This is a genomic window from Collinsella aerofaciens ATCC 25986 (genome assembly GCF_964239575.1).
In the GTDB taxonomy this organism is placed as follows: Bacteria; Actinomycetota; Coriobacteriia; order Coriobacteriales; family Coriobacteriaceae; genus Collinsella; species Collinsella aerofaciens_BQ.
The window spans coordinates 23,999-41,512 of sequence record NZ_CAXSQQ010000001.1 but is presented as its reverse complement, the minus strand read 5'-3'; the positions used below and the strand labels follow the sequence as shown (position 1 = coordinate 41,512).

The window sequence follows — 17,514 nt, the reverse complement described above, 5'->3', positions numbered from 1 at the left end:
ATAGCACAGCATCAAACAGGTGTTCGAGATACTGCTGCGTAGATAGATTTAGAACAGGAGGGCGTAGATGACGGCGATGACGACGGAGGGGAGCATATTGGCCGTGCGGAAGGTCTGAGGACGGATGAGGTTGACGCCGACGCAGAAGATAAGCATGGAGCCTACGAGCGAAAGGCTGTTGAGGGCTGCTGTGGTCATGATGGGGGAGAGCGCGCCGGCAAACAACGTGATCGTCCCCTGGAACACGGCGACGGGCAGGGCCGAGAAGATGCAGCCGCGTCCGAGCGAGGCCGTCATGGTGCAGACGATGATGCAGTCCAGTGCGCCCTTGAGGGCAAGCGTTGACCAGTCGCCGAGCAGGCCGTCCTGGATCGATCCCACAATGGCCATGGCGCCGATACACACGGTGAGTGAAGTCGAGACAAAAGCGTTGGTGAACTCGTTATCGCCCTCACTGCCAGTCTTGCGCTTGAGCCATTCGCCAAGGTTCTCGATGGCGGCTTCCAAGTTGACGGCCTCGCCGATGAGCGAGCCGAGGGCGAACGAGACAATGAGCATGGTGGTACCGGTGGTCGCCAGCGCCTCCCCATCGATAAGGAGCATCTTTTGCATGGTGCCGCCCAGGCCGATAAACAGGACGCACAGCCCCGATGCTTTCATGAGCGTGTCTTGAATGCGCGGTGTAATGAAGCGGCCGCCCGCTAATCCCAAAAGACCGCCCGCAACTAAAAGCACAACGTTGATGATTGTTCCCAAGCCCGGCATGAGCCCTCCTGTATTGATGCCAACGTGGCAATCGTAGCAGAACGAAATGCGAGGTACATCGCGACTCATCTAATACGTTATATAAGTGGTATTAGGAATGATGCGCGGCATTTAAGCCTCAGGTGGTTGTCGGGACATAGGGATAGTAGTCAAAGCGCAGCGTCATAAGCCGCTGTGGGGATTCAATAGCCGCGGCGATGATATTGGCACCGCGGGCACGATCAAACCCTACGAGTTCGATCTGATACGAGACGTCTTGCATAATGTCCAGACGTCGCCAGGCGAGGAGTGTGTCGCCATCGAATTCCAAGGTCTTGCCTCCGTCTGGGGCAACGGCGTATAGACGCAGCTTGGCGGTGGTTGCAGGTTCGACAACCGTGACCTTTTTAATTTCGTTTCGAGTATTCTTGGCGCCCAACAAGGTGAGCAGTGTTGGGGCCACGACCTCGCCCGATGGCAAAAAGACGACTTCGATGGATTCGGGAAATGCGATGATGGCCGACTTGCGGACGGGCTGATTGGCGGCGGCAACTTCGATGTTCGCAGCGTCGATGACCTCTGTGTGGTCGAGCGCGGCAAGCACGCAGCAGTTACCCTCATCAATTTCTTGAGGATCAGCAAGCCCCAGACTGTCCGCGAGCTCGGGGTCGTTTGGAACGGCAGCGGGCTCATTCGATGCTTCGAAAGAAGCTGGGACGCTGTTTGTCGGCGACGGCGTGTCGCCCGCACCTGCTTCTTTGTCCGCGCTCTCTTCTTGTATGGTTGCGTTGATGGGTTCGTCGTTTGAGGGGAGCGTCTTGGCGTCAAGCGCGGAGGGGAGAATTCCGATGGCTCCGGATCCGCTCCACTCCATTTCGAGAAGCGCCGGGTCGGCAAGAATGCGTTGCCTGCTTTGCGCGTGGACATCGATTTCAATAGGGCCTGCCTCTATCCCTCGTGTAAGGCTGAGTGATCCGGCTGGCTTCTCGAAATGAGCGTCTGTGTCTTTGGTGCTGACGGCGTAGAACAGCAGGGACGCTTCTCCCGCCGCGATGGCATCGGTGTCGGCTTTGGTCAGCCGCAACGATGCCGTGAATGAGAGGGTGGGCTGCGTGTCGTCTGCATTCGCGGCGGCGCAGCCCAGACATATACCGCCTCCTTTCTCAAAAAACGTACCGTCGAAGGCGACCTTCGCTCCGTTCGCCGAGTCATCGATCGAAGCGATGTCGATGCGCAGCTCTAAATTGCATGGATCGCCATCTGCGTCGAGCACAACCGAGCGCCACGTGCAGACGGCGTACCCCGCCTGGGAGCCGTTTGCCTTGTTCGAACGATTGATATCCACGACTATCGAACCGTCCGTATTACGACGAAGGCATCCCGAGGTTGAGATTGCAGCCTGTGCGATCGAAAAACGCTTGCACGCAATGGTACTCGACGGATTTGGGGCGGAACTTAGGGCTGCTGGTAAGGAGTCTGCCATGACGGGAGTCGCCCAAGCGGCGACAGGCGTTCCGGTTGCGAGCGCGCCGCAAAGTGCGACGACGGGCAAAAGGTTCTTCGATGCCATGGGGTCTCCTTAGCTAATTTAGTGCGGCCTGTCCGTGTTTTGTTTCTGGCTGCGTTTGATGTGTAGACCGAGGCCGGCGGTTCCCGCGCCTGCTGCTGTGGCGCCTGCTGCCAAGAGCCATCGTCTGTCGCCTGTCTGCGCCAACGGTTCCTCGCGGTCGCGGCGGTCGAGCTCCGAGAGGTCGACCGTCACTTGTGTGGCGGCCTGCGCCTGTTCTTGCTGGGCAAAGGCCATGGCTGGCCCAAACGCCAAGATGCCGATGGCGGCGGCCAGGGCGACGGCCTTATGCCGTGTGCGCACCGGGCTCGACCGTCCAGGTGATCGTTGCAACCTGATCGCCTTCGCCGGTTACGTGGAAGATGTCGCGCGTGACGCGGGCGACGTTTCCGCTTGTCTTGAGCTTGATTTTGTCCGTGCCGCCGGCAATGCCCTGGTAGCCCATGTCGAAGGCTGCATTCTTGGAAAGATCGAGGCCCGTCCCCTGCATTGCGGCGCTGGCGTTCTGGAGCGCGCCGTCGGGGCCGACCTTAAAGTCGATGGAGTTCTGCGCGGTTCCGGCCTTGGCGTCGGCGGCAATGGTCCAGGTGTTCATGGCGTCGATCTTCATGTTGGTGACATGGATGCCGTAGGCCGAATGATTGTCGATGGTGGTCGCGTCTTCTGAGGGGCCCTGAAGCGTGCCGTCGGCCTTGGCGACGAAGGGAATAACCGTCGGAACTTTGAACTCAACGTTGTCGATCTCGGTCCTGACCATTACTTTCGTGGTTCCAACGCGCCCGGCCGCCATAGCTGGCGTCGGGGCAGCGCCCATTGCGAGCGCGAGCCCTGCGCCCACGACGAGCGCTCTGGCTCCGTTCATGTTCCTGGTGATGTCCATGGTCGTTCCTTTCTATTCGCCGCGGGCCGTCCCCGCGATGATTGGACGAATGCTGGTGAATTGCGTGCGGTGCCGCGTCGGCCGGAAAAGCTAGTTCTCGGCTTGCTCAACCCGCACCTTGACACGTGTCGGATTGCCGTGGCTGTCGAGGGTCTTGGCATCGAGTGCCTGGATCTCGATGTACGCCTCGCCTTCTTTGATGTCGCCAGCGGGGCACGTCTCGATTGTCTTGCCGGTCTCGACCACACCGGATTCGTACATGGTCTCGTCGTTTTGGATGACGCGGAATCGCTGGGGAAATTTATTGTCTTGGACGTTTTGCACGTTGACGCGCAGCTTGCCGTCCTCCTGCAGCTGAGCGACCGGCGCGACCGAAATCGTCATCATGTTGTCGCGGACGATAGCGTCGAGCTCATCTTGGATTTCCTGACGCGTTTTGCCCTCGGCCGTCGTAACCGAAGCGCCCGCCTCGGGTACGGGCTGCGACTGCCAAGCGTATAGTCCTACGGCGACAAGGGCGCAGACGATGGCCAAACAGGCAACGATGAGCTTCTTGCGACGACCCAGGCCTACAAAGTGGGGTGGCCTCTTCGCGCTCATGCGGCATCCTTGGTGGTATAGACGCGCGCAAAGGTGGACGGGTCCGCTCCAAAGAGCATGTGAAGCATCAGACGGCGCGAGTAGACGAGCTCGTCGAAGTCGGGAGGGAGCTCGATGTCGTGGATATGCGCGATGTGGTGGGCGAGCGCCGAGAACGACTCGGGGTCGCAGATCACATCGGTGGTAACGTGGTAGACCGTCGTATCGGGGAATGCCTCTTCGTCGAAAGGTAGGAGATGGGGATCGTCGTCGACTTCGATGGCGATGCCGTACTGGGGCCAGTAATATGCCATGGGAACCTCCCTGCTTCTGGGCCAAAACTTCTATCGGTTTTGGCTGTCGACGCCGACCGTATCAGCCGCTACTTGACCAATTTCTGACCAAATGCTTGACGGATTGGCGTCTCCGCAGGTAGAAGGCGGCAAAAAATACTCCAACTTTTTTCGAGCGGCAATCGCGCGGTCGGCGACGGCGGGGCCATAAGTGTCAAAAGCATCGTCTGCCGAGGAAATCAAGCCGCTCGCCGAATTGCACGAACGTAAAAATCGCCAATTATGGAGACGGTCTCGAACACGTCGACGAAACGATGCGGTAACATCTCCCTGCAAACACTGTAGTTAGCTAAAGGGGGAGTTCGCGTGTCTGCAACCATCAAACCCTTCACCGACGAGTTCGAAGAGTATGGTCGCGATGAGTCTCGCGCATCGGGCGAGGCCTCGAGTATCTCGTTTCCGACAACGGAAGACGAGCTCCGTGCCATTTTGGAAAAGCTCCATGCCGAGCGTGTCCCGGTAACGGTTCAGGGCGCCCGAACCGGCCTTGCCGCCGGTGCCGTGCCCCACGGCGGGCATATCCTCAATACTTCCCGTATGAATCGCTACTTGGGCCTTCGCCGCGATGAACAAGGCCAATTTCTGCTGCGCGTGGAGCCGGGCGTTGTGCTCTCGGAGCTGCGCAAGCAGCTGAGCAAGAAGGTGCTGCCGACTGCTGGTTGGGACCAGGCATCGCTTGAGGCCTACGAGGAGTTCCAAGAGGCCCCCGAGCAGTTCTTTCCCACCGATCCCACCGAGGCATCTGCCTGTCTGGGCGGCATGGCGGCATGTAACGCCTCTGGTGCCCGCAGCTACGCCTACGGTCCCATGCGCCCACATATCACGGGACTCCACGTCGCGCTGGCTGATGGCGATTTGCTTGAGCTTCAGCGCGGCGAGGCTTTTGCCCAGGGCCGCCACCTGTCGCTCGTGACGGCAGTGGGCCGTACGCTCGAGCTCGATCTTCCCGGCTATACCATGCCCAAGACAAAAAATGCCTCAGGCTATTTCGTTGCGGACGAAATGGACGCCATCGACCTCTTTATCGGTGCTTGCGGCACGCTCGGCGTTATCACCGAGCTCGAGATTGCCCTGCAGGCGGCGCCTGCGGTCGTTTGGGGTGTGAGCTGCTTTTTCGATAGCGAAGACAAGGCCGTGTCCTTTACCGATTCCGTGCGTCCCGTCCTGTCCCATGCGGCTGCCATCGAGTACTTCGACGCTGGCGCCCTGGATATTCTACGTCGCCAGCGCGAGCAGTCGACGGCGTTTGCCTCGCTGCCGGCGCTCGACAAAGAGGCCAAGGTCTGTGTGTACGTGGAGCTCGACTGCGATGACGAGGCCCAGGCGACCGAGGAACTGTACCACCTGGGATGGGTGCTCGAGTTTGCGGGTGGCCGCGACGATGCGACATGGGTCGCGCGCACCGAGGTTGATCGCGAGTGCCAGCGGTTCTTCCGCCATGCGGTCCCCGAGAGCGTCAATATGCTTATCGACGAGCGTCGCCGCACGGATCCCACCATCACCAAACTGGGTTCGGACATGTCGGTGCCCAATGCACGCCTTGCCGATGTCGTGGTCCTCTATCGCCGCGCACTGGCCGAAAGCGGGCTTGAATCTGCTGCCTGGGGGCACATCGGTAACAACCATCTGCATGTGAACATCCTGCCGCGCGATGCGCAGGACTACCGTCGCGGTGGCGAGCTGTTTGCCCAGTGGGCTGCGGAGGTAACGGCTATGGGCGGTGCCGTTTCTGCCGAGCACGGCGTCGGCAAGATCAAGGCGGGCTTCTTAGAGACGATGTACGGTCACGAGGCCATGGTCGAGTCGGCGCGGCTCAAGCTCCAGCTCGATCCCGACGGGCAGCTGGGTCGCGGCAACCTGTTTTCGGAGAAGCTCTTGGATGAGCTTGTCCAGAAAGGGGGCGCGTGAAGATGAGCGATTTCCATATGGTGGTGTGCGTCAAGGCCGTGCCGGGCAGCACCGAGGTCAAGATGGACCCCAAGACCAATACCATCGTGCGCGATGGCAAGCAGGCGGTCATTAATCCCTTTGATGCGAGCGCTTTGGAATGCGCGCTGGCGCTGAAAGACGACTTTATCGGCTTTGGCATGGACGTGCGCGTAACGGTGGTGTCGATGGGCATCCCCGCGACCGAGTCGCTGCTGCGCGACTGCATCGCCCGCGGTGCCGACGACGCGCTGCTGCTGACCGATCGCGCCTTTGCAGGTGCCGATACCCTGGCGACCACCTACGCCCTCAAGTGCGGCATCGAGGCGCTCGACGAGGACTTCGACCTGCTCATCTGCGGCAAGATGGCAGTGGATGGCGATACGGCCCAGATTGGTCCCGAGCTTGCCGGCGCCTTTGAGATCCCCTGCGTGACCGACGTGAGCTGTGTGCAGAGCGCGGGCTTTACGACGTGTGGTTCGCTGGCGCTCGTTCACGGTTGCGATGCCGGCGAGGAGACGGTCTATCTGGAGATGCCGTGCGCGATGACGACTGCCAAGGAGATTGGCCAGTTGCGTATGCCGAGTATTGCCGGTATTCGCGCGGCGGAGGAGGCGGACGTGCGCGTGGTCAGTGCCGCCGACGTGAACGCCGACCCCGCGCGTTGCGGCCTTGCCGGGTCGCCGACACAGGTCGTGCGCTCGTTTGTGCCCGACCGTGACCAAACGTGCGAGACCGTTGAGGGGACGGCGTCCGAGCAGGCGGCAAAGCTTGCCAAGATTATCGAGGGGATGGCATAGATGAGCGGACTGATTATCGATAGCGAGGCCTGTATCGGCTGCGGTCGCTGCGTTCGCGCCTGTGCCTCGGGCGGCATCGTAGTGGAAGGCGAGCGACCCAGCCGATGCGCCCGCGTAACCGACGGCTGCATCCTATGCGGTGGGTGCGTCGATGCCTGCCCTGTCAACGCTATCTCGATCGAGCGTGACGAGGCCGCTGGTGCGGTTGACCTCGATGCGTATCGAGACATTTGGGTATTCGTGCAGACCGACGAGCACGATACGGTGACTCCCGTTGCCTATGAGCTTATGGGCAAGGGCCGCGAGCTTGCCGATGCGCGCGGCTGCCGTCTGGTGGCACTGGTCGGTATGGGTCCCGAGGGTTCTCTCGGCGACCTGGAGCATCTGGTTTGCGCGGGCGCCGACGAAGTCCTGGCCTGTCGCGACGAGCGCCTGCGCCAAAACGATGCGGAGGTCTACGCCCGTTTGATCTGCGATTTGGTAGCCGAATGCAAACCCGAGGCCATCCTATACGGTGCGACCGCCTTTGGCCGCGAACTGGCACCCGGCGTTGCCGTGCGCTTGCAGACGGGCCTTACGGCTGACTGCACCGTACTTTCGATGGATACGGAGACGGGACTGCTGCAACAGACGCGTCCGGCGTTTGGCGGCAACCTAATGGCCACCATCGTCTGCCCCAATCATCGTCCCCAGATGGCAACGGTTCGTCCCGGCATCTTTAAGGCGCCCGACTTTGACTACAACCGCTCTGGCACGATCACCCAGATATCGCTTGCGGATGATGCTAAGGCCCGTGTCGAGATCTCGATTCCCGCCGAGGAGTGGGGGCGGCAGGCTTCGATCGCCGATGCCGAGCGCCTGGTCGTGGTGGGTCGCGGCATTGGTTCCAAGAAAAACCTGCCGCTGATGCGAAGGCTCGCCGAGGCTCTGGGAGCCGAGCTTGGTTGCACGCGACCTGTCGTGGAGGCCGGCTGGTTGGAGTATCGCCATCAGATTGGCCAGACCGGCGTATCGGTTTCGCCCAAGCTTCTCGTGAGTATCGGTGTTTCGGGCGCCATCCAGCATCTTGCCGGCATCGGTGGGGCGGAGTGCATTATCGCCATCAATGAGGACCCGGATGCCCCCATTTTCGGCGCTGCCCAGTACAAGGTTGTTGGGGACGCCGTCGAGGTCGTCGAGGAGCTGCTGGCCCAGCTTGAGCGCTAGGCGCGCGCCAGCCAGTCGCGCATCTCGTCCTTTAGGCGGCTCCAGGTTGCCTGCGTGGCGGGGTCGGTAAAGGGCTGTGTAATGCCAAAGGGCGCGTCGAGCAGGCGGTGGATATCACCCTGTTCGCGCGCCAGCGCACGGCTTGCCGGATAGACGAGCTCAAACATAAAGCAGATAAGCCCCACCAAGAAGTCGGCGGGCTCATCGCGCTCATCGCGTGCGACGCAGCGGTGCTCGTCAAAGGCGGCAAGTGTCGGCGACGAGAAACGGCTGCCGAGAAACGTCTTCTCGTCCACCTTGAGGATAGTGTCGACGGTGCTGTCGGCGATGGTGCGCATAATGTCGATCTTGTCACCATCGCGCACGATATCGCAGAAGCTTCGCGTGCGCACGTCGAGCTGCGCGGGTAGACGGAAATCGCTGTGATAGGCAATGCTCGCTCGGATGAGCTCATCTTCTGCCGGGTCATCGATAAAGTCGCGGATGCTCGTTACGGCGGGTGCATCGGCGGGATTCTCGCCAAAGAGGGCCTCGATGCCCAGCGCCGCATGGCTCATGCTCTCGGCGTCCTTAAAGGTGTCCCAGCGTCGCAGCTGCTCAAAGCGGCCCATATCGTGTAGCAGGCCGCAAAGCCATGCCAGGTCAATATCTTCTGACGACCAGCCCTGCTCGCGCGCTACGGCATCGCATGCCTCGGCCACGTGGTACATATGCTCGATTTTAAGCGCGATGCGTGGGTTGGTGGCGTCGTAGGCATCGGTGTAGCTTTTGAAGGCCGCGCGCGCCCGGTCTCGATCGATAGCTGTCATAATGACTTCCTAAAAAGTTGTGTCTTTCGATCCGGTGGCAATTGTAGGTGAACTCGGTTGCTGTCGGATGATGATTCTGCCGTGTCGCTACATGCGGTTCGGAGACCTTGTCAGGATGAGAAGCGTATGGTGCTCAAAATCGTTAGAACCGTCTGGCCAGTGATGCTTACCTATGTTGCAATAGGTGCGCCGTGCGGAATGATCATGGGGCAGACGGGAATGGAGCCCTGGATGGTCTTTGCCCTGAGCAGCACGTTTGTGACGGGCAGCGGGCAGTTTATGATCTGCAACCTGTGGCTGGCGGGTGTGCCTGCAGCATCGATCGTCGCGAGCGTTGCCGCAATCTCCTCGCGCTTTGCGCTTTACTCGGCATCGATCGCACCGCATCTGAGGGGTGCCTCGAAGCGTCAGACGCTGGCTGTTGCCGCGACACTTACCGAGGAGGCATACGGCATCTCGCTTGCCAAGTTGGTTGAAGGGGAGGATTGGGGCCCGCGTGAGTCCTTCGTGCTCAACGTGATCCTTATCGCAACATGGGGCGTTTCGTGTACGACGGGCGCCATCGTCGGCGCCGTTGTCGATGTTCCCACCGCCATTGCAGCCTTTGTCTGCACCTCACTCTTTATCTGCCTGCTCTTTTCGCAACGGCTGTCGCGCGGCAACGTTGTCGCGGCGGTTTCGGGCGCGGTGTCCGTCGCCGTATGCAAGTTCTTGGGCCTCACGAATATTGCCGTGCCGGCAAGCGTCGTGGCCGGCATTGCCATTGCGTTGGCGTGCGATGCTGTATTTGACGGAAGAGGTGCCCGCGATGCCCGTTAACGAGTTCTTGGTTCTGTGGCTGTCGTCGTGGGCTGCTATTGCGTTCTTTCGCATCGCGCCGGCGTTCGCCTTGCGCGGGCGGACCCTGTCGCCCCGCATTACCGAGGCCCTGGGCTATATCCCGCCCGCTGCCTTTGCCGCGCTGGTCGCCAACGACTTGGTGAGTCCCGGCGCGTTCGACGCGGGGCTCTGGCCTGCCTTGGTTCCCTGGATTGCGGCCGCCGGCGTCGCGGTCGTGGCGGTCAAGACAAAATCGATGCTGTGGTGCTGCGTCTCGGGCATCGTACTCTATATCGTCTTGAGCCTTATATAGGGGTGGCGTCGCGGGCGCCGAATCTCGTTCCATCCCAACTTGTCGAATTTTTCACCGAGCTGGTCTATTTCTTCTGGTACCATGGTCAAACTTTACTGTAGCAAAGCGTGACGTGGGCTTTTGTACCCCGTCAGCGGAAATGGGGGTTTCATGGCACAGGAAGCAACCGCCAACGAGCAAAAGAAATTCAGGGTCCCGCGCATCCCGGGCGACATCATGATCTATCCGATGATCGTCGGTCTTTTACTCAACACCTTCTGCCCGCAGGTTTTTGAGATCGGCGGCTTCTTTACGGCTGCCTGCCGCGGTGGCTCCAATACCATCGTTGCCGCGATCCTGCTGTTTGTGGGCGCCGGCATCAGCTTTAAGTCCACGCCGGGCGCCATCAAGACCGGCATCGTCGTGCTGATTCCCAAGCTTGTTGTTGCGGCCGCCCTTGGCTTGGGTGTGGCATATTTCTTTAACGACAACTTCCTGGGCCTGAGCTCCGTGTCTATTATCGGCGGCATCACGTTTTGCAACATGGCGCTTTATACGGGCATCATGGGCGAGTTCGGCAATGAGTCCGAGCAGGGCGCCGTCGGTATCCTGTTCTTTACGGCCGGCCCTGCCGTCACCATGATCATCCTCGGTGTTTCCGGCCTTGCCAACATCCCTGTCGGTACCATCATCGGCTCCATTTTGCCGCTCGTTATCGGCATGGTTCTGGGCAACCTGTTCCCGTTTATCAAGAACCTGCTGGTTCCCGGTGCCAATCCCGCGATTGCCGTCATCGGATTTCAGCTCGGTGCGTCCATGAGCCTGTCGAGCTTTATCACCGGCGGTATTTCCGGCATCTTGCTGGGCCTTGTCACGCTGTTTGTCGTCGGTCCCATCACCTTTGCGTTCGAGCGCCTGTGCGGTGGTAACGGCAAGGCTGCCGTGGCTTGTTCCACCATCGCCGGCACGGCCATGACCACGCCGGTTGCTCTTGCCGAGGTCGCGCCGCGCTACGCTGAGCTTGCGCCCACTGCGTACGCCCAGATCGCCACCGCCGTTATCATCACGGCAATCATGGCTCCGATTCTGACCGGCTGGTTCGACAAGAAGTTCTGCCAGGGCAAGGAGGACCTGTCGCCTGCCGGTGTCGAGGCCATCGAGGAGGCCGTCGCGACCGACATCGATGGCGAGTAACGGCCGTTACCGATAATTGATTCCGGCGTGCAATTCGCGCCGTCCGAGCGCCCGAACAGAAACTGTTTTGCAGTGATGTTCGGGCGCTTTGCTATGATTCCCTTTACCCCTGCGGAGTAAAGGGGTGTTTATTGCCCAGATTCGAATTGGGCGATTCTGGCCACTTGGATATTGAAGGGATGGCGTCTAGTGGTTAAGGCGCTCAAGATTGAGATATTCCTGCTATGCATGATTGTTCTTATCGGGCTTGCCGCGCGAAGTCGTCGCTCCTTGTTCTCGAGTACCCAGCAGCTCTTGTTTAGCATGCTCGGCTACACCTCTGCCGCGTACATATTATTCGATATGATCTGGACGCTTTCGGACGGTGCGAGCGGCACGTTGGGCATTGCTGCCAACTGGATTTCCAACGCGGTTTCGTTTTCACTCTTTGCCATCGCGTGTCTCGTTTGGTTTATCTATTCCGAGACGGTGCAGGGCTCTCGCCTTTTGACCGCGCGCTATAGGGTGGCGCTCGTGACGTTGCCCACGGCTCTGGTGGTCGTGCTGGCGTTTACCAGTTACTGGACCCACGCCTTGTTCTACGTCGATGCTCAGGGTGTGTACCGCCGCGGCGTCGCCTATATGATTCAGCCTATCGTGAGCTACTGCTACATCATATATACGTCCTTACACGCTTTTGTGCATTCCCTACGGGTTGAAAGCCTGCAAAAGAAGGCCATTTATCGAACTCTGGCATTTTTCGCCATTCCGGCCCTGGTGGGCGGTACCTTTCAGATCGTATACTCGGTGCCTGGCCTTTGTGTCGGCATAATGATTAGCATGTTGCTGCTCTATATCATCTGCCAGGAGCAACTGATCTCGACTGACCCGTTGACTGGACTCAACAACCGCAACCGTTTTGAGACCTATATGCTGTCGCTCTTTTCAAATGTGGATCAGGCCGAAGATGTATATCTGCTTATGATGGACGCTGACGGCTTTAAGCAGATTAACGATCGCTATGGACATGTGGAGGGCGACCATGCTCTTCAGGTTGTTGCGACGGCGCTCAAGGATGTCTGCTCGGCGTCTGGTGGCTTTATCGCGCGTTATGGTGGCGATGAGTTCGTGGTGCTCCAAAAGGCAGCGGCGGAACAGGACATCATAGACCTGTGTTCGGCGATTAACGACGAGCTCGCGCGCGCCGAGGTTCCGTATCTGTTGCGGATGTCCATCGGCTACGCACGGGTTGGTGATGGCGTCGATACCTGGCAAGACTTGCTTCGCGCTGCCGACGCGGAACTCTACCGCGTCAAGGCCGAGAAAAAGAAAGCCGGCGCCCAGATACGCTAGAAAAAAGGGCGCACGACCGTTGCGATGGTCGTGCGCCCTTTTTGCGTTTGCGGGGGCCACCGGCCATAACGCCCAGGCGCGGTGCGGCAAGACGAGCGTCTGCCGCTGCGGCTCGGTACGAAATCAACGAGAATCAGTGTGCTCCATTGAGCTAAAGTGTGCGAACGCCCTCTCTAAAAAGGTGAGCTCGCTAGGCTTTTTTGGGTTTGTTGACGATGATGATGCCGCCGCAGACCAACAGCAGGGCAACGATGACGGTAATGGGGCTCGTGCCAGCGCCCTCGCCGAGTAGCAGCGCGCTCAGCAGCACACCAAAGACGGGGTTCATAAACCCAAAGACCGAGACGCGGCTGACGGGGTTGACGGCAAGCAGGCGCGACCACAGCGAGTAGGCGACCGCGGAGATAAGCGCCATGTAGATGATGAGCGCGATGGCGGGGGCAATCGCCGTGGGGGAGAGCGCGCCACCCATCAAAAAGCCGATGGCGGTGAGGACCAGGCCGCCGACCAAGAACTGCCACCCGGCAAGCAAGACGCCGTCGTGCTCGCGCGAGAAGATGCCAATCAGGCAGGTCGAAAGGGCACCCGCGACGGTGGAGGCTAGGATAAAGCCCTCGCCATCGAGCCTGAAGCCAAAGGTGCCATCCGCGCCCGAAAGGTTGACGAGCGCGACGCCGGCAAAGCCCAGCGCACAGCCAAGCACCTTGGCCGTATTGAGCTTCTCGGTGCGAAACGCCAGGGCGGCAAAGAGGATTGCGAGGAAGTTGGCGCTGGCCTCGATGATGGAGCTCGACATGGCGCTGGCGCGCGAGAGGCCCAGATAGAAAAAGAAGTACTGCCCGATAGTCTGGAAGAGCGACAAGACAAAGATGGGCTTGATGTCGCGAGCCTGCGGAATGAGGGGGCGGCGTTGGGCCGCACTCATCCCAACGATAACCAGGGCGCCGGCAAGCGTGAAGCGCAAGCCCGCAAAGAGCAGCTGCGAGGCGCTATCGTGCGCCGGGATACCAAAGAGTGCGTAACCGATCTTGATACAGGGAAAGGCCGATCCCCAGAGTGCACAGCAGACGAGGCAGCCCAGGATGAGTCCGGGCAGGGTGGCGAGATGCGGCTTGCGGCTTTCCATGATGTCCTTCCTGCATGCGCGAAGCAAAAAAGAACCCGCCACCGGATGTGTCGGTGGCGGGTGTTGTTACCCGAAGGGATTGTACCCGATGGGAAAGGTTTAAGCGAAGTAGGCCACGCCGCTCTCAAAGATCGGCATGAACTTATCGCCGGGGACATGCTCGGGCACGTTGCGGTACAGGTTGTCGCCGCGACGCTCGGCATGGCCCATCTTGCCCAGGACGCGGCCGTCGGGGCTCGTGATGCCCTCGATGGCGAGTGCGGAGCCGTTGGGGTTGACGGAGAGATCCATGCTGGGCTTACCGTTCTCGCCCACGTACTGCGTGGCGACCTGGCCGTTGGCGATCAGCTGGGCGAGCACTTCATCGTTGGCGACAAAGCGGCCCTCGCCGTGGCTGATGGCGACGGTGTAGGGGTCGTCCAGGCTGCACTGCGACAGCCACGGGGACAAGTTGGACGAGATGCGGGTGCGCACCAGACGGCTCTGGTGGCGACCGATGGTGTTGAACGTCAACGTGGGCGCATCGGGCGTGGCGTCGACGATGTCGCCGTAGGGCACCAGACCGAGCTTGATCAGGGCCTGGAAGCCGTTGCAGATGCCCAGCATCAGGCCATCGCGGGCCTTGAGCAGGTCGCGGACTGCCTCGGTGACCTCGGGAGCGCGGAAGAACGCTGTGATGAACTTGGCGGAGCCGTCGGGCTCGTCGCCGCCCGAGAAGCCGCCGGGGATCATGACGATCTGGCTTGCGCGGATGCGGCGGGCAAGCTCGTGGGTGCTCTCGGCGACGGCCTCGGGCGTGAGGTTGTTGATCACGAAGGTGTCGGCCTCGGCACCGGCGGCGCGGAAGGCACGGGCGCTATCGTACTCGCAGTTGTTGCCGGGGAACACGGGGATAACCACGCGCGGGCGGGCGATCTTGGCGCCGGCGTACACGTGGATGTCCTTGGCGCGGAAGTCGATGGTCTCGACCTCGGGGGTCTCGTCGGCGCTGCGGTAGGCAAAGACACTCTCGATGCCGCTCTCCCAGGCCTCCTGAAGCTTGGAGAGCTCGATGACCTCGGAGCCAGTATCGATGACGTAACCCTCAACGGTGGTGCCCAGGGGCTCGACGACAACGCCGTCGGCGACCTCGGGCAGCTCGGCGTCATCGGCGAGCTCGACGATAAAGCTGCCGTAGAGCGGGGTGAAGAGGCTCTCCACGTCCACATCCTCGGCAAGCTCGATACCGATCTGGTTGCCGACGCACATCTTAAAGAGGCTCTCGGCGCCGCAGCCGTAGCCGGGCGTGGAGACGGCCAGGGCGTCGCCGGTAGCAGTGAGCGCCTCGACGGCGTCAAACGCGGCGAGCAGCTGCTGGGCGTCGGGACGGTAGTCCTCGCCATAGGTGGCGGGGGCGATGCGGACGACTCGGTGCGTGAGGCCCTTGAACTCGGGCGAGACGGCGCGGGCGGCCTTGCCCACGGCGACGGCGAAGCTGATCAGGGTCGGCGGAACGTTGAGCTCGCCGGTCTCGTCCTCAAACGAACCGCTCATGGAGTCCTTGCCGCCGATGGCGCCGGCACCCAGGTCGACCTGGGCCATGAGGGCACCCAGGACGGCAGCCATGGGCTTGCCCCAACGCTCGGCCTCGGTGCGCAGGCGCTCGAAGTACTCCTGGAAGGAGAGGTAGGCGCGCTTGTGCTCAAAGCCGGCGGCAACGAGCTTGGCGATGGACTCGACCACGGACAGGTAGGCGCCCGCAAACTGGTCGGCCTCCATCAGATAGGGGTTGAAGCCCCATGCCATGGCACTCGCCGTGGTGGTCTCGCCGTCCACGGGGAACTTGGCGACCATGGCCGAGCTTGGGGTAAGCTGCATCTTGCCGCCAAAGGGCATGAGCACGGTCGCGGCGCCGATGGTGGAGTCGAAGCGCTCGGAAAGGCCCTTGTTGGAAGCGACGTTGAGGTCGGTGACGAGCGAGGTCATGCGCTCGGCGAGCGTGGTGCCGGCCCAGCTGGGCTGCCACACGCTGCGGGCACAGACGTGGGCGACCTGGTGCTTGGGCGCACCGTTGGAGTTGAGGAACTCGCGGGACAGATCGACGATGGCGACGCCGTTCCATGCCATGCGCATGCGCGGCTCGGCGGTAACCTCGGCGATAACGGTCGCCTCCAGGTTTTCCTCGGCGGCGTAGCCCATGAACTCATCGACGTCACCGTCGGCGACGGCGCAAGCCATGCGCTCCTGGGACTCGGAGATAGCGAGCTCGGTGCCGTCCAGGCCGTCGTACTTCTTGGTCACGGTGTCCAGGTCCACGTACAGGCCGTCGGCAAGCTCGCCCACGGCGACTGAGACGCCGCCGGCGCCAAAGTCGTTGCAGCGCTTGATCAGGCGGCAGGCGTCGCCGCGGCGGAACAGGCGCTGCAGCTTGCGCTCGACCGGGGCGTTGCCCTTCTGGACCTCGGCACCCGAGGTCTCGATGGACTCGGTGTTCTGGGTCTTGGAGGAGCCGGTGGCGCCACCGATGCCATCGCGGCCGGTGCGGCCGCCCAGCTGGATGATCTTGTCGGTGGGGGCGGGGCACTCGCGGCGCACGTGGTTTGCCGGGGTAGCGCCCACGACGGCGCCGACCTCCATGCGCTTGGCCACGTAGCCGGGGTGATAGAGTTCGTTGACCTGGCCGGTGGCAAGGCCGATCTGGTTGCCGTAGCTGGAGTAGCCGGCGGCGGCAGTGGTCACGAGCTTGCGCTGCGGCAGCTTGCCCTCGAGCGTCTCGGAAACCGGGACGGTGGGGTCGCCGGCGCCGGTGACGCGCATGGCCTGGTACACGTAGCTGCGGCCCGAGAGCGGGTCGCGGATGGCGCCGCCCACGCAGGTGGCGGCACCGCCGAAGGGCTCGATCTCGGTCGGGTGGTTGTGGGTCTCGTTCTTAAACAGGAACAGCCAGTCCTGGTCCTCGCCGTCGACATCGACCTTCACCTTGACGGTGCAGGCGTTGATCTCCTCGGACTCGTCGACATCGGTCATGACGCCGGTCTTCTTAAGGTACTTAGCGCCGATGGTGCCCATGTCCATGAGGCAGACGGGCTTGGCGTCGCGGCCGAGTTCGTGGCGCATCTCCATGTAGCGGTCGAAGGCCTGCTGCACCACGGCGTCGTCGATCGTCACGTCATCCAGGACGGTGCCGAAGGTGGTGTGGCGGCAGTGGTCGGACCAATAGGTGTCGATCACGCGGATTTCGGTGATGGTGGGGTCGCGGTCCTCATCGCGGAAGTACTGCTGGCAGAAGGCGATGTCCGCCTCGTCCATGGCAAGGCCGCGCTCGGAAATAAAGGCGGCAAGGCCGGCCTCGTCGAGCTCGCGGAAGCCGTCGAGCACCTCGACGGGCTGGGGCTCGGGGGTCTCCATGTACAGCGTCTCGGGCAGGTCGAGCGAGGCGATGCGCGCCTCGACGGGGTTCACCACGTAGTGCTTGATGGCATCGATGGCGGCCTCGTCCAGAGCGCCCGAGATCATATAGACCTTGGCGGAGCGCACGGCGGGGCGCTCGCCCTGGCTGATGAGCTGCACGCACTCGCTGGCGGAGTCGGCGCGCTGGTCAAACTGGCCAGGCAGGAATTCGACGGCAAAGACGGCGCCATCGCTTGCGGGGAGTTCGTCGTAGGTCACATCGACCTGGGGCTCGCTAAAGACGGTCGGCACGCAGGAGCGGAAAAGCTCCTCGTCGATGCCCTCGACGTCGTAGCGGTTGATGATCCTCAGGGCCTCGATGCCCTTGATGCCGAGAATTTCGGTCAGCTCGCCCTTGAGCTGCTGAGCCTCGACGTCGAACCCGGGTTTCTTCTCCACGTAGATACGAGAGACCATTGGTTCCTGCCTTCCTGATCGGTTGGGCGTACGGTACGGTA

The 17,514-nt window shown here is 61.5% G+C and carries 16 protein-coding genes; 7 read left to right on the top strand and 9 right to left on the bottom strand.

What is annotated here, in order from left to right:
* Nucleotides 1-48 precede the first annotated feature (48 nt).
* The 6 genes from ACESUZ_RS00180 to ACESUZ_RS00155 form a co-directional block, all read right to left on the bottom strand.
* A complete protein-coding gene (locus tag ACESUZ_RS00180) occupies nucleotides 49-834 on the bottom strand; it encodes a DUF554 domain-containing protein (RefSeq protein WP_373197927.1) in 786 nt (261 codons plus the stop codon).
* Nucleotides 835-883: 49 nt separating this feature from the next.
* Nucleotides 884-2,314 carry a hypothetical protein gene (locus tag ACESUZ_RS00175; RefSeq protein WP_373197926.1) on the bottom strand — a complete coding sequence of 477 codons (1,431 nt, stop codon included), beginning with the start codon at nucleotides 2,312-2,314 and terminating at the stop codon, nucleotides 884-886.
* An 18-nt stretch (nucleotides 2,315-2,332) separates the two neighbouring features.
* Nucleotides 2,333-2,614 carry a hypothetical protein gene (locus ACESUZ_RS00170; protein WP_343001315.1) on the bottom strand — a complete coding sequence of 94 codons (282 nt, stop codon included), beginning with the start codon at nucleotides 2,612-2,614 and terminating at the stop codon, nucleotides 2,333-2,335.
* Nucleotides 2,598-3,191, bottom strand: coding sequence for a hypothetical protein (locus ACESUZ_RS00165; RefSeq protein ID WP_373197925.1), 594 nt, complete (start codon nucleotides 3,189-3,191; stop codon nucleotides 2,598-2,600). Before ACESUZ_RS00165 ends, ACESUZ_RS00170 begins: the two co-directional genes overlap by 17 nt.
* 90 nt (nucleotides 3,192-3,281) lie before the next feature.
* On the bottom strand, nucleotides 3,282-3,791 hold the full coding sequence (locus ACESUZ_RS00160; protein WP_342995603.1) for a hypothetical protein: 510 nt from the start codon (nucleotides 3,789-3,791) through the stop codon (nucleotides 3,282-3,284).
* Nucleotides 3,788-4,084 (bottom strand): hypothetical protein, encoded by a 297-nt coding sequence (locus ACESUZ_RS00155; protein ID WP_152068378.1) that lies wholly within the window; start codon nucleotides 4,082-4,084, stop codon nucleotides 3,788-3,790. The genes ACESUZ_RS00160 and ACESUZ_RS00155 overlap by 4 nt, the downstream gene beginning before the upstream one ends.
* Nucleotides 4,085-4,429: 345 nt before the next feature.
* Between ACESUZ_RS00155 and ACESUZ_RS00150 the strand changes: the two genes are divergently transcribed.
* Genes ACESUZ_RS00150 through ACESUZ_RS00140 form a run of 3 tightly spaced genes read left to right on the top strand, consistent with a single transcriptional unit; the run spans nucleotide 4,430 to nucleotide 8,055 of the window.
* On the top strand, nucleotides 4,430-6,031 hold the full coding sequence (locus tag ACESUZ_RS00150; RefSeq protein WP_373197924.1) for an FAD-binding oxidoreductase: 1,602 nt from the start codon (nucleotides 4,430-4,432) through the stop codon (nucleotides 6,029-6,031).
* A 2-nt stretch (nucleotides 6,032-6,033) separates the two neighbouring features.
* Complete coding sequence (locus ACESUZ_RS00145) at nucleotides 6,034-6,849, top strand: electron transfer flavoprotein subunit beta/FixA family protein (protein ID WP_347478248.1); 816 nt, start codon at nucleotides 6,034-6,036, stop codon at nucleotides 6,847-6,849.
* Nucleotides 6,850-8,055: an FAD-binding protein gene (locus ACESUZ_RS00140; protein WP_346976850.1), complete on the top strand. Its 1,206-nt coding sequence runs from the start codon at nucleotides 6,850-6,852 to the stop codon at nucleotides 8,053-8,055.
* Here ACESUZ_RS00140 and ACESUZ_RS00135 read toward each other — a convergent pair.
* A complete protein-coding gene (locus tag ACESUZ_RS00135) occupies nucleotides 8,052-8,864 on the bottom strand; it encodes an HD domain-containing protein (RefSeq protein ID WP_373197922.1) in 813 nt (270 codons plus the stop codon). The two genes, ACESUZ_RS00140 and ACESUZ_RS00135, sit on opposite strands and share 4 nt — an antisense overlap.
* Nucleotides 8,865-8,990: 126 nt before the next feature.
* Between ACESUZ_RS00135 and ACESUZ_RS00130 the strand changes: the two genes are divergently transcribed.
* The 4 genes from ACESUZ_RS00130 to ACESUZ_RS00115 all read left to right on the top strand — a co-directional run bounded on the left by ACESUZ_RS00130 (nucleotide 8,991) and on the right by ACESUZ_RS00115 (nucleotide 12,501).
* The gene (locus tag ACESUZ_RS00130) at nucleotides 8,991-9,683 is read left to right on the top strand and encodes an AzlC family ABC transporter permease (protein WP_368239790.1); all 693 of its coding nucleotides are present in this window, start codon (nucleotides 8,991-8,993) and stop codon (nucleotides 9,681-9,683) included.
* Nucleotides 9,673-9,996 (top strand): AzlD domain-containing protein, encoded by a 324-nt coding sequence (locus ACESUZ_RS00125; protein ID WP_373197920.1) that lies wholly within the window; start codon nucleotides 9,673-9,675, stop codon nucleotides 9,994-9,996. The genes ACESUZ_RS00130 and ACESUZ_RS00125 overlap by 11 nt, the downstream gene beginning before the upstream one ends.
* Nucleotides 9,997-10,146: 150 nt before the next feature.
* Nucleotides 10,147-11,169, top strand: coding sequence for a 2-keto-3-deoxygluconate permease (locus ACESUZ_RS00120; protein WP_373197918.1), 1,023 nt, complete (start codon nucleotides 10,147-10,149; stop codon nucleotides 11,167-11,169).
* Nucleotides 11,170-11,472: 303 nt separating this feature from the next.
* Entirely contained in the window at nucleotides 11,473-12,501 is a 1,029-nt protein-coding gene (locus ACESUZ_RS00115; RefSeq protein WP_373197916.1) for a GGDEF domain-containing protein, read from the top strand.
* A 190-nt stretch (nucleotides 12,502-12,691) separates the two neighbouring features.
* Here the strand turns inward: ACESUZ_RS00115 and ACESUZ_RS00110 are convergent, their stop codons facing one another.
* Nucleotides 12,692-13,627, bottom strand: coding sequence for a DMT family transporter (locus tag ACESUZ_RS00110; RefSeq protein WP_373197914.1), 936 nt, complete (start codon nucleotides 13,625-13,627; stop codon nucleotides 12,692-12,694).
* Nucleotides 13,628-13,726: 99 nt separating this feature from the next.
* Complete coding sequence (locus ACESUZ_RS00105; RefSeq protein WP_373197912.1) at nucleotides 13,727-17,473, bottom strand: phosphoribosylformylglycinamidine synthase; 3,747 nt, start codon at nucleotides 17,471-17,473, stop codon at nucleotides 13,727-13,729.
* Nucleotides 17,474-17,514 lie beyond the last annotated feature (41 nt).

Coding starts and splice junctions, on each gene's coding strand:
- ACESUZ_RS00135 (WP_373197922.1), bottom strand. CDS start 8,864: ATGACAGCTATCGATCGAGACCGGGCGCGCGCGGCCTTCAAAAGCTAC.
- ACESUZ_RS00165 (WP_373197925.1), bottom strand. CDS start 3,191: ATGGACATCACCAGGAACATGAACGGAGCCAGAGCGCTCGTCGTGGGC.
- ACESUZ_RS00155 (WP_152068378.1), bottom strand. CDS start 4,084: ATGGCATATTACTGGCCCCAGTACGGCATCGCCATCGAAGTCGACGAC.
- ACESUZ_RS00125 (WP_373197920.1), top strand. CDS start 9,673: ATGCCCGTTAACGAGTTCTTGGTTCTGTGGCTGTCGTCGTGGGCTGCT.
- ACESUZ_RS00145 (WP_347478248.1), top strand. CDS start 6,034: ATGAGCGATTTCCATATGGTGGTGTGCGTCAAGGCCGTGCCGGGCAGC.
- ACESUZ_RS00160 (WP_342995603.1), bottom strand. CDS start 3,791: ATGAGCGCGAAGAGGCCACCCCACTTTGTAGGCCTGGGTCGTCGCAAG.
- ACESUZ_RS00115 (WP_373197916.1), top strand. CDS start 11,473: ATGCTCGGCTACACCTCTGCCGCGTACATATTATTCGATATGATCTGG.
- ACESUZ_RS00130 (WP_368239790.1), top strand. CDS start 8,991: ATGGTGCTCAAAATCGTTAGAACCGTCTGGCCAGTGATGCTTACCTAT.
- ACESUZ_RS00180 (WP_373197927.1), bottom strand. CDS start 834: ATGAGTCGCGATGTACCTCGCATTTCGTTCTGCTACGATTGCCACGTT.
- ACESUZ_RS00140 (WP_346976850.1), top strand. CDS start 6,850: ATGAGCGGACTGATTATCGATAGCGAGGCCTGTATCGGCTGCGGTCGC.
- ACESUZ_RS00105 (WP_373197912.1), bottom strand. CDS start 17,473: ATGGTCTCTCGTATCTACGTGGAGAAGAAACCCGGGTTCGACGTCGAG.
- ACESUZ_RS00110 (WP_373197914.1), bottom strand. CDS start 13,627: ATGGAAAGCCGCAAGCCGCATCTCGCCACCCTGCCCGGACTCATCCTG.
- ACESUZ_RS00175 (WP_373197926.1), bottom strand. CDS start 2,314: ATGGCATCGAAGAACCTTTTGCCCGTCGTCGCACTTTGCGGCGCGCTC.
- ACESUZ_RS00120 (WP_373197918.1), top strand. CDS start 10,147: ATGGCACAGGAAGCAACCGCCAACGAGCAAAAGAAATTCAGGGTCCCG.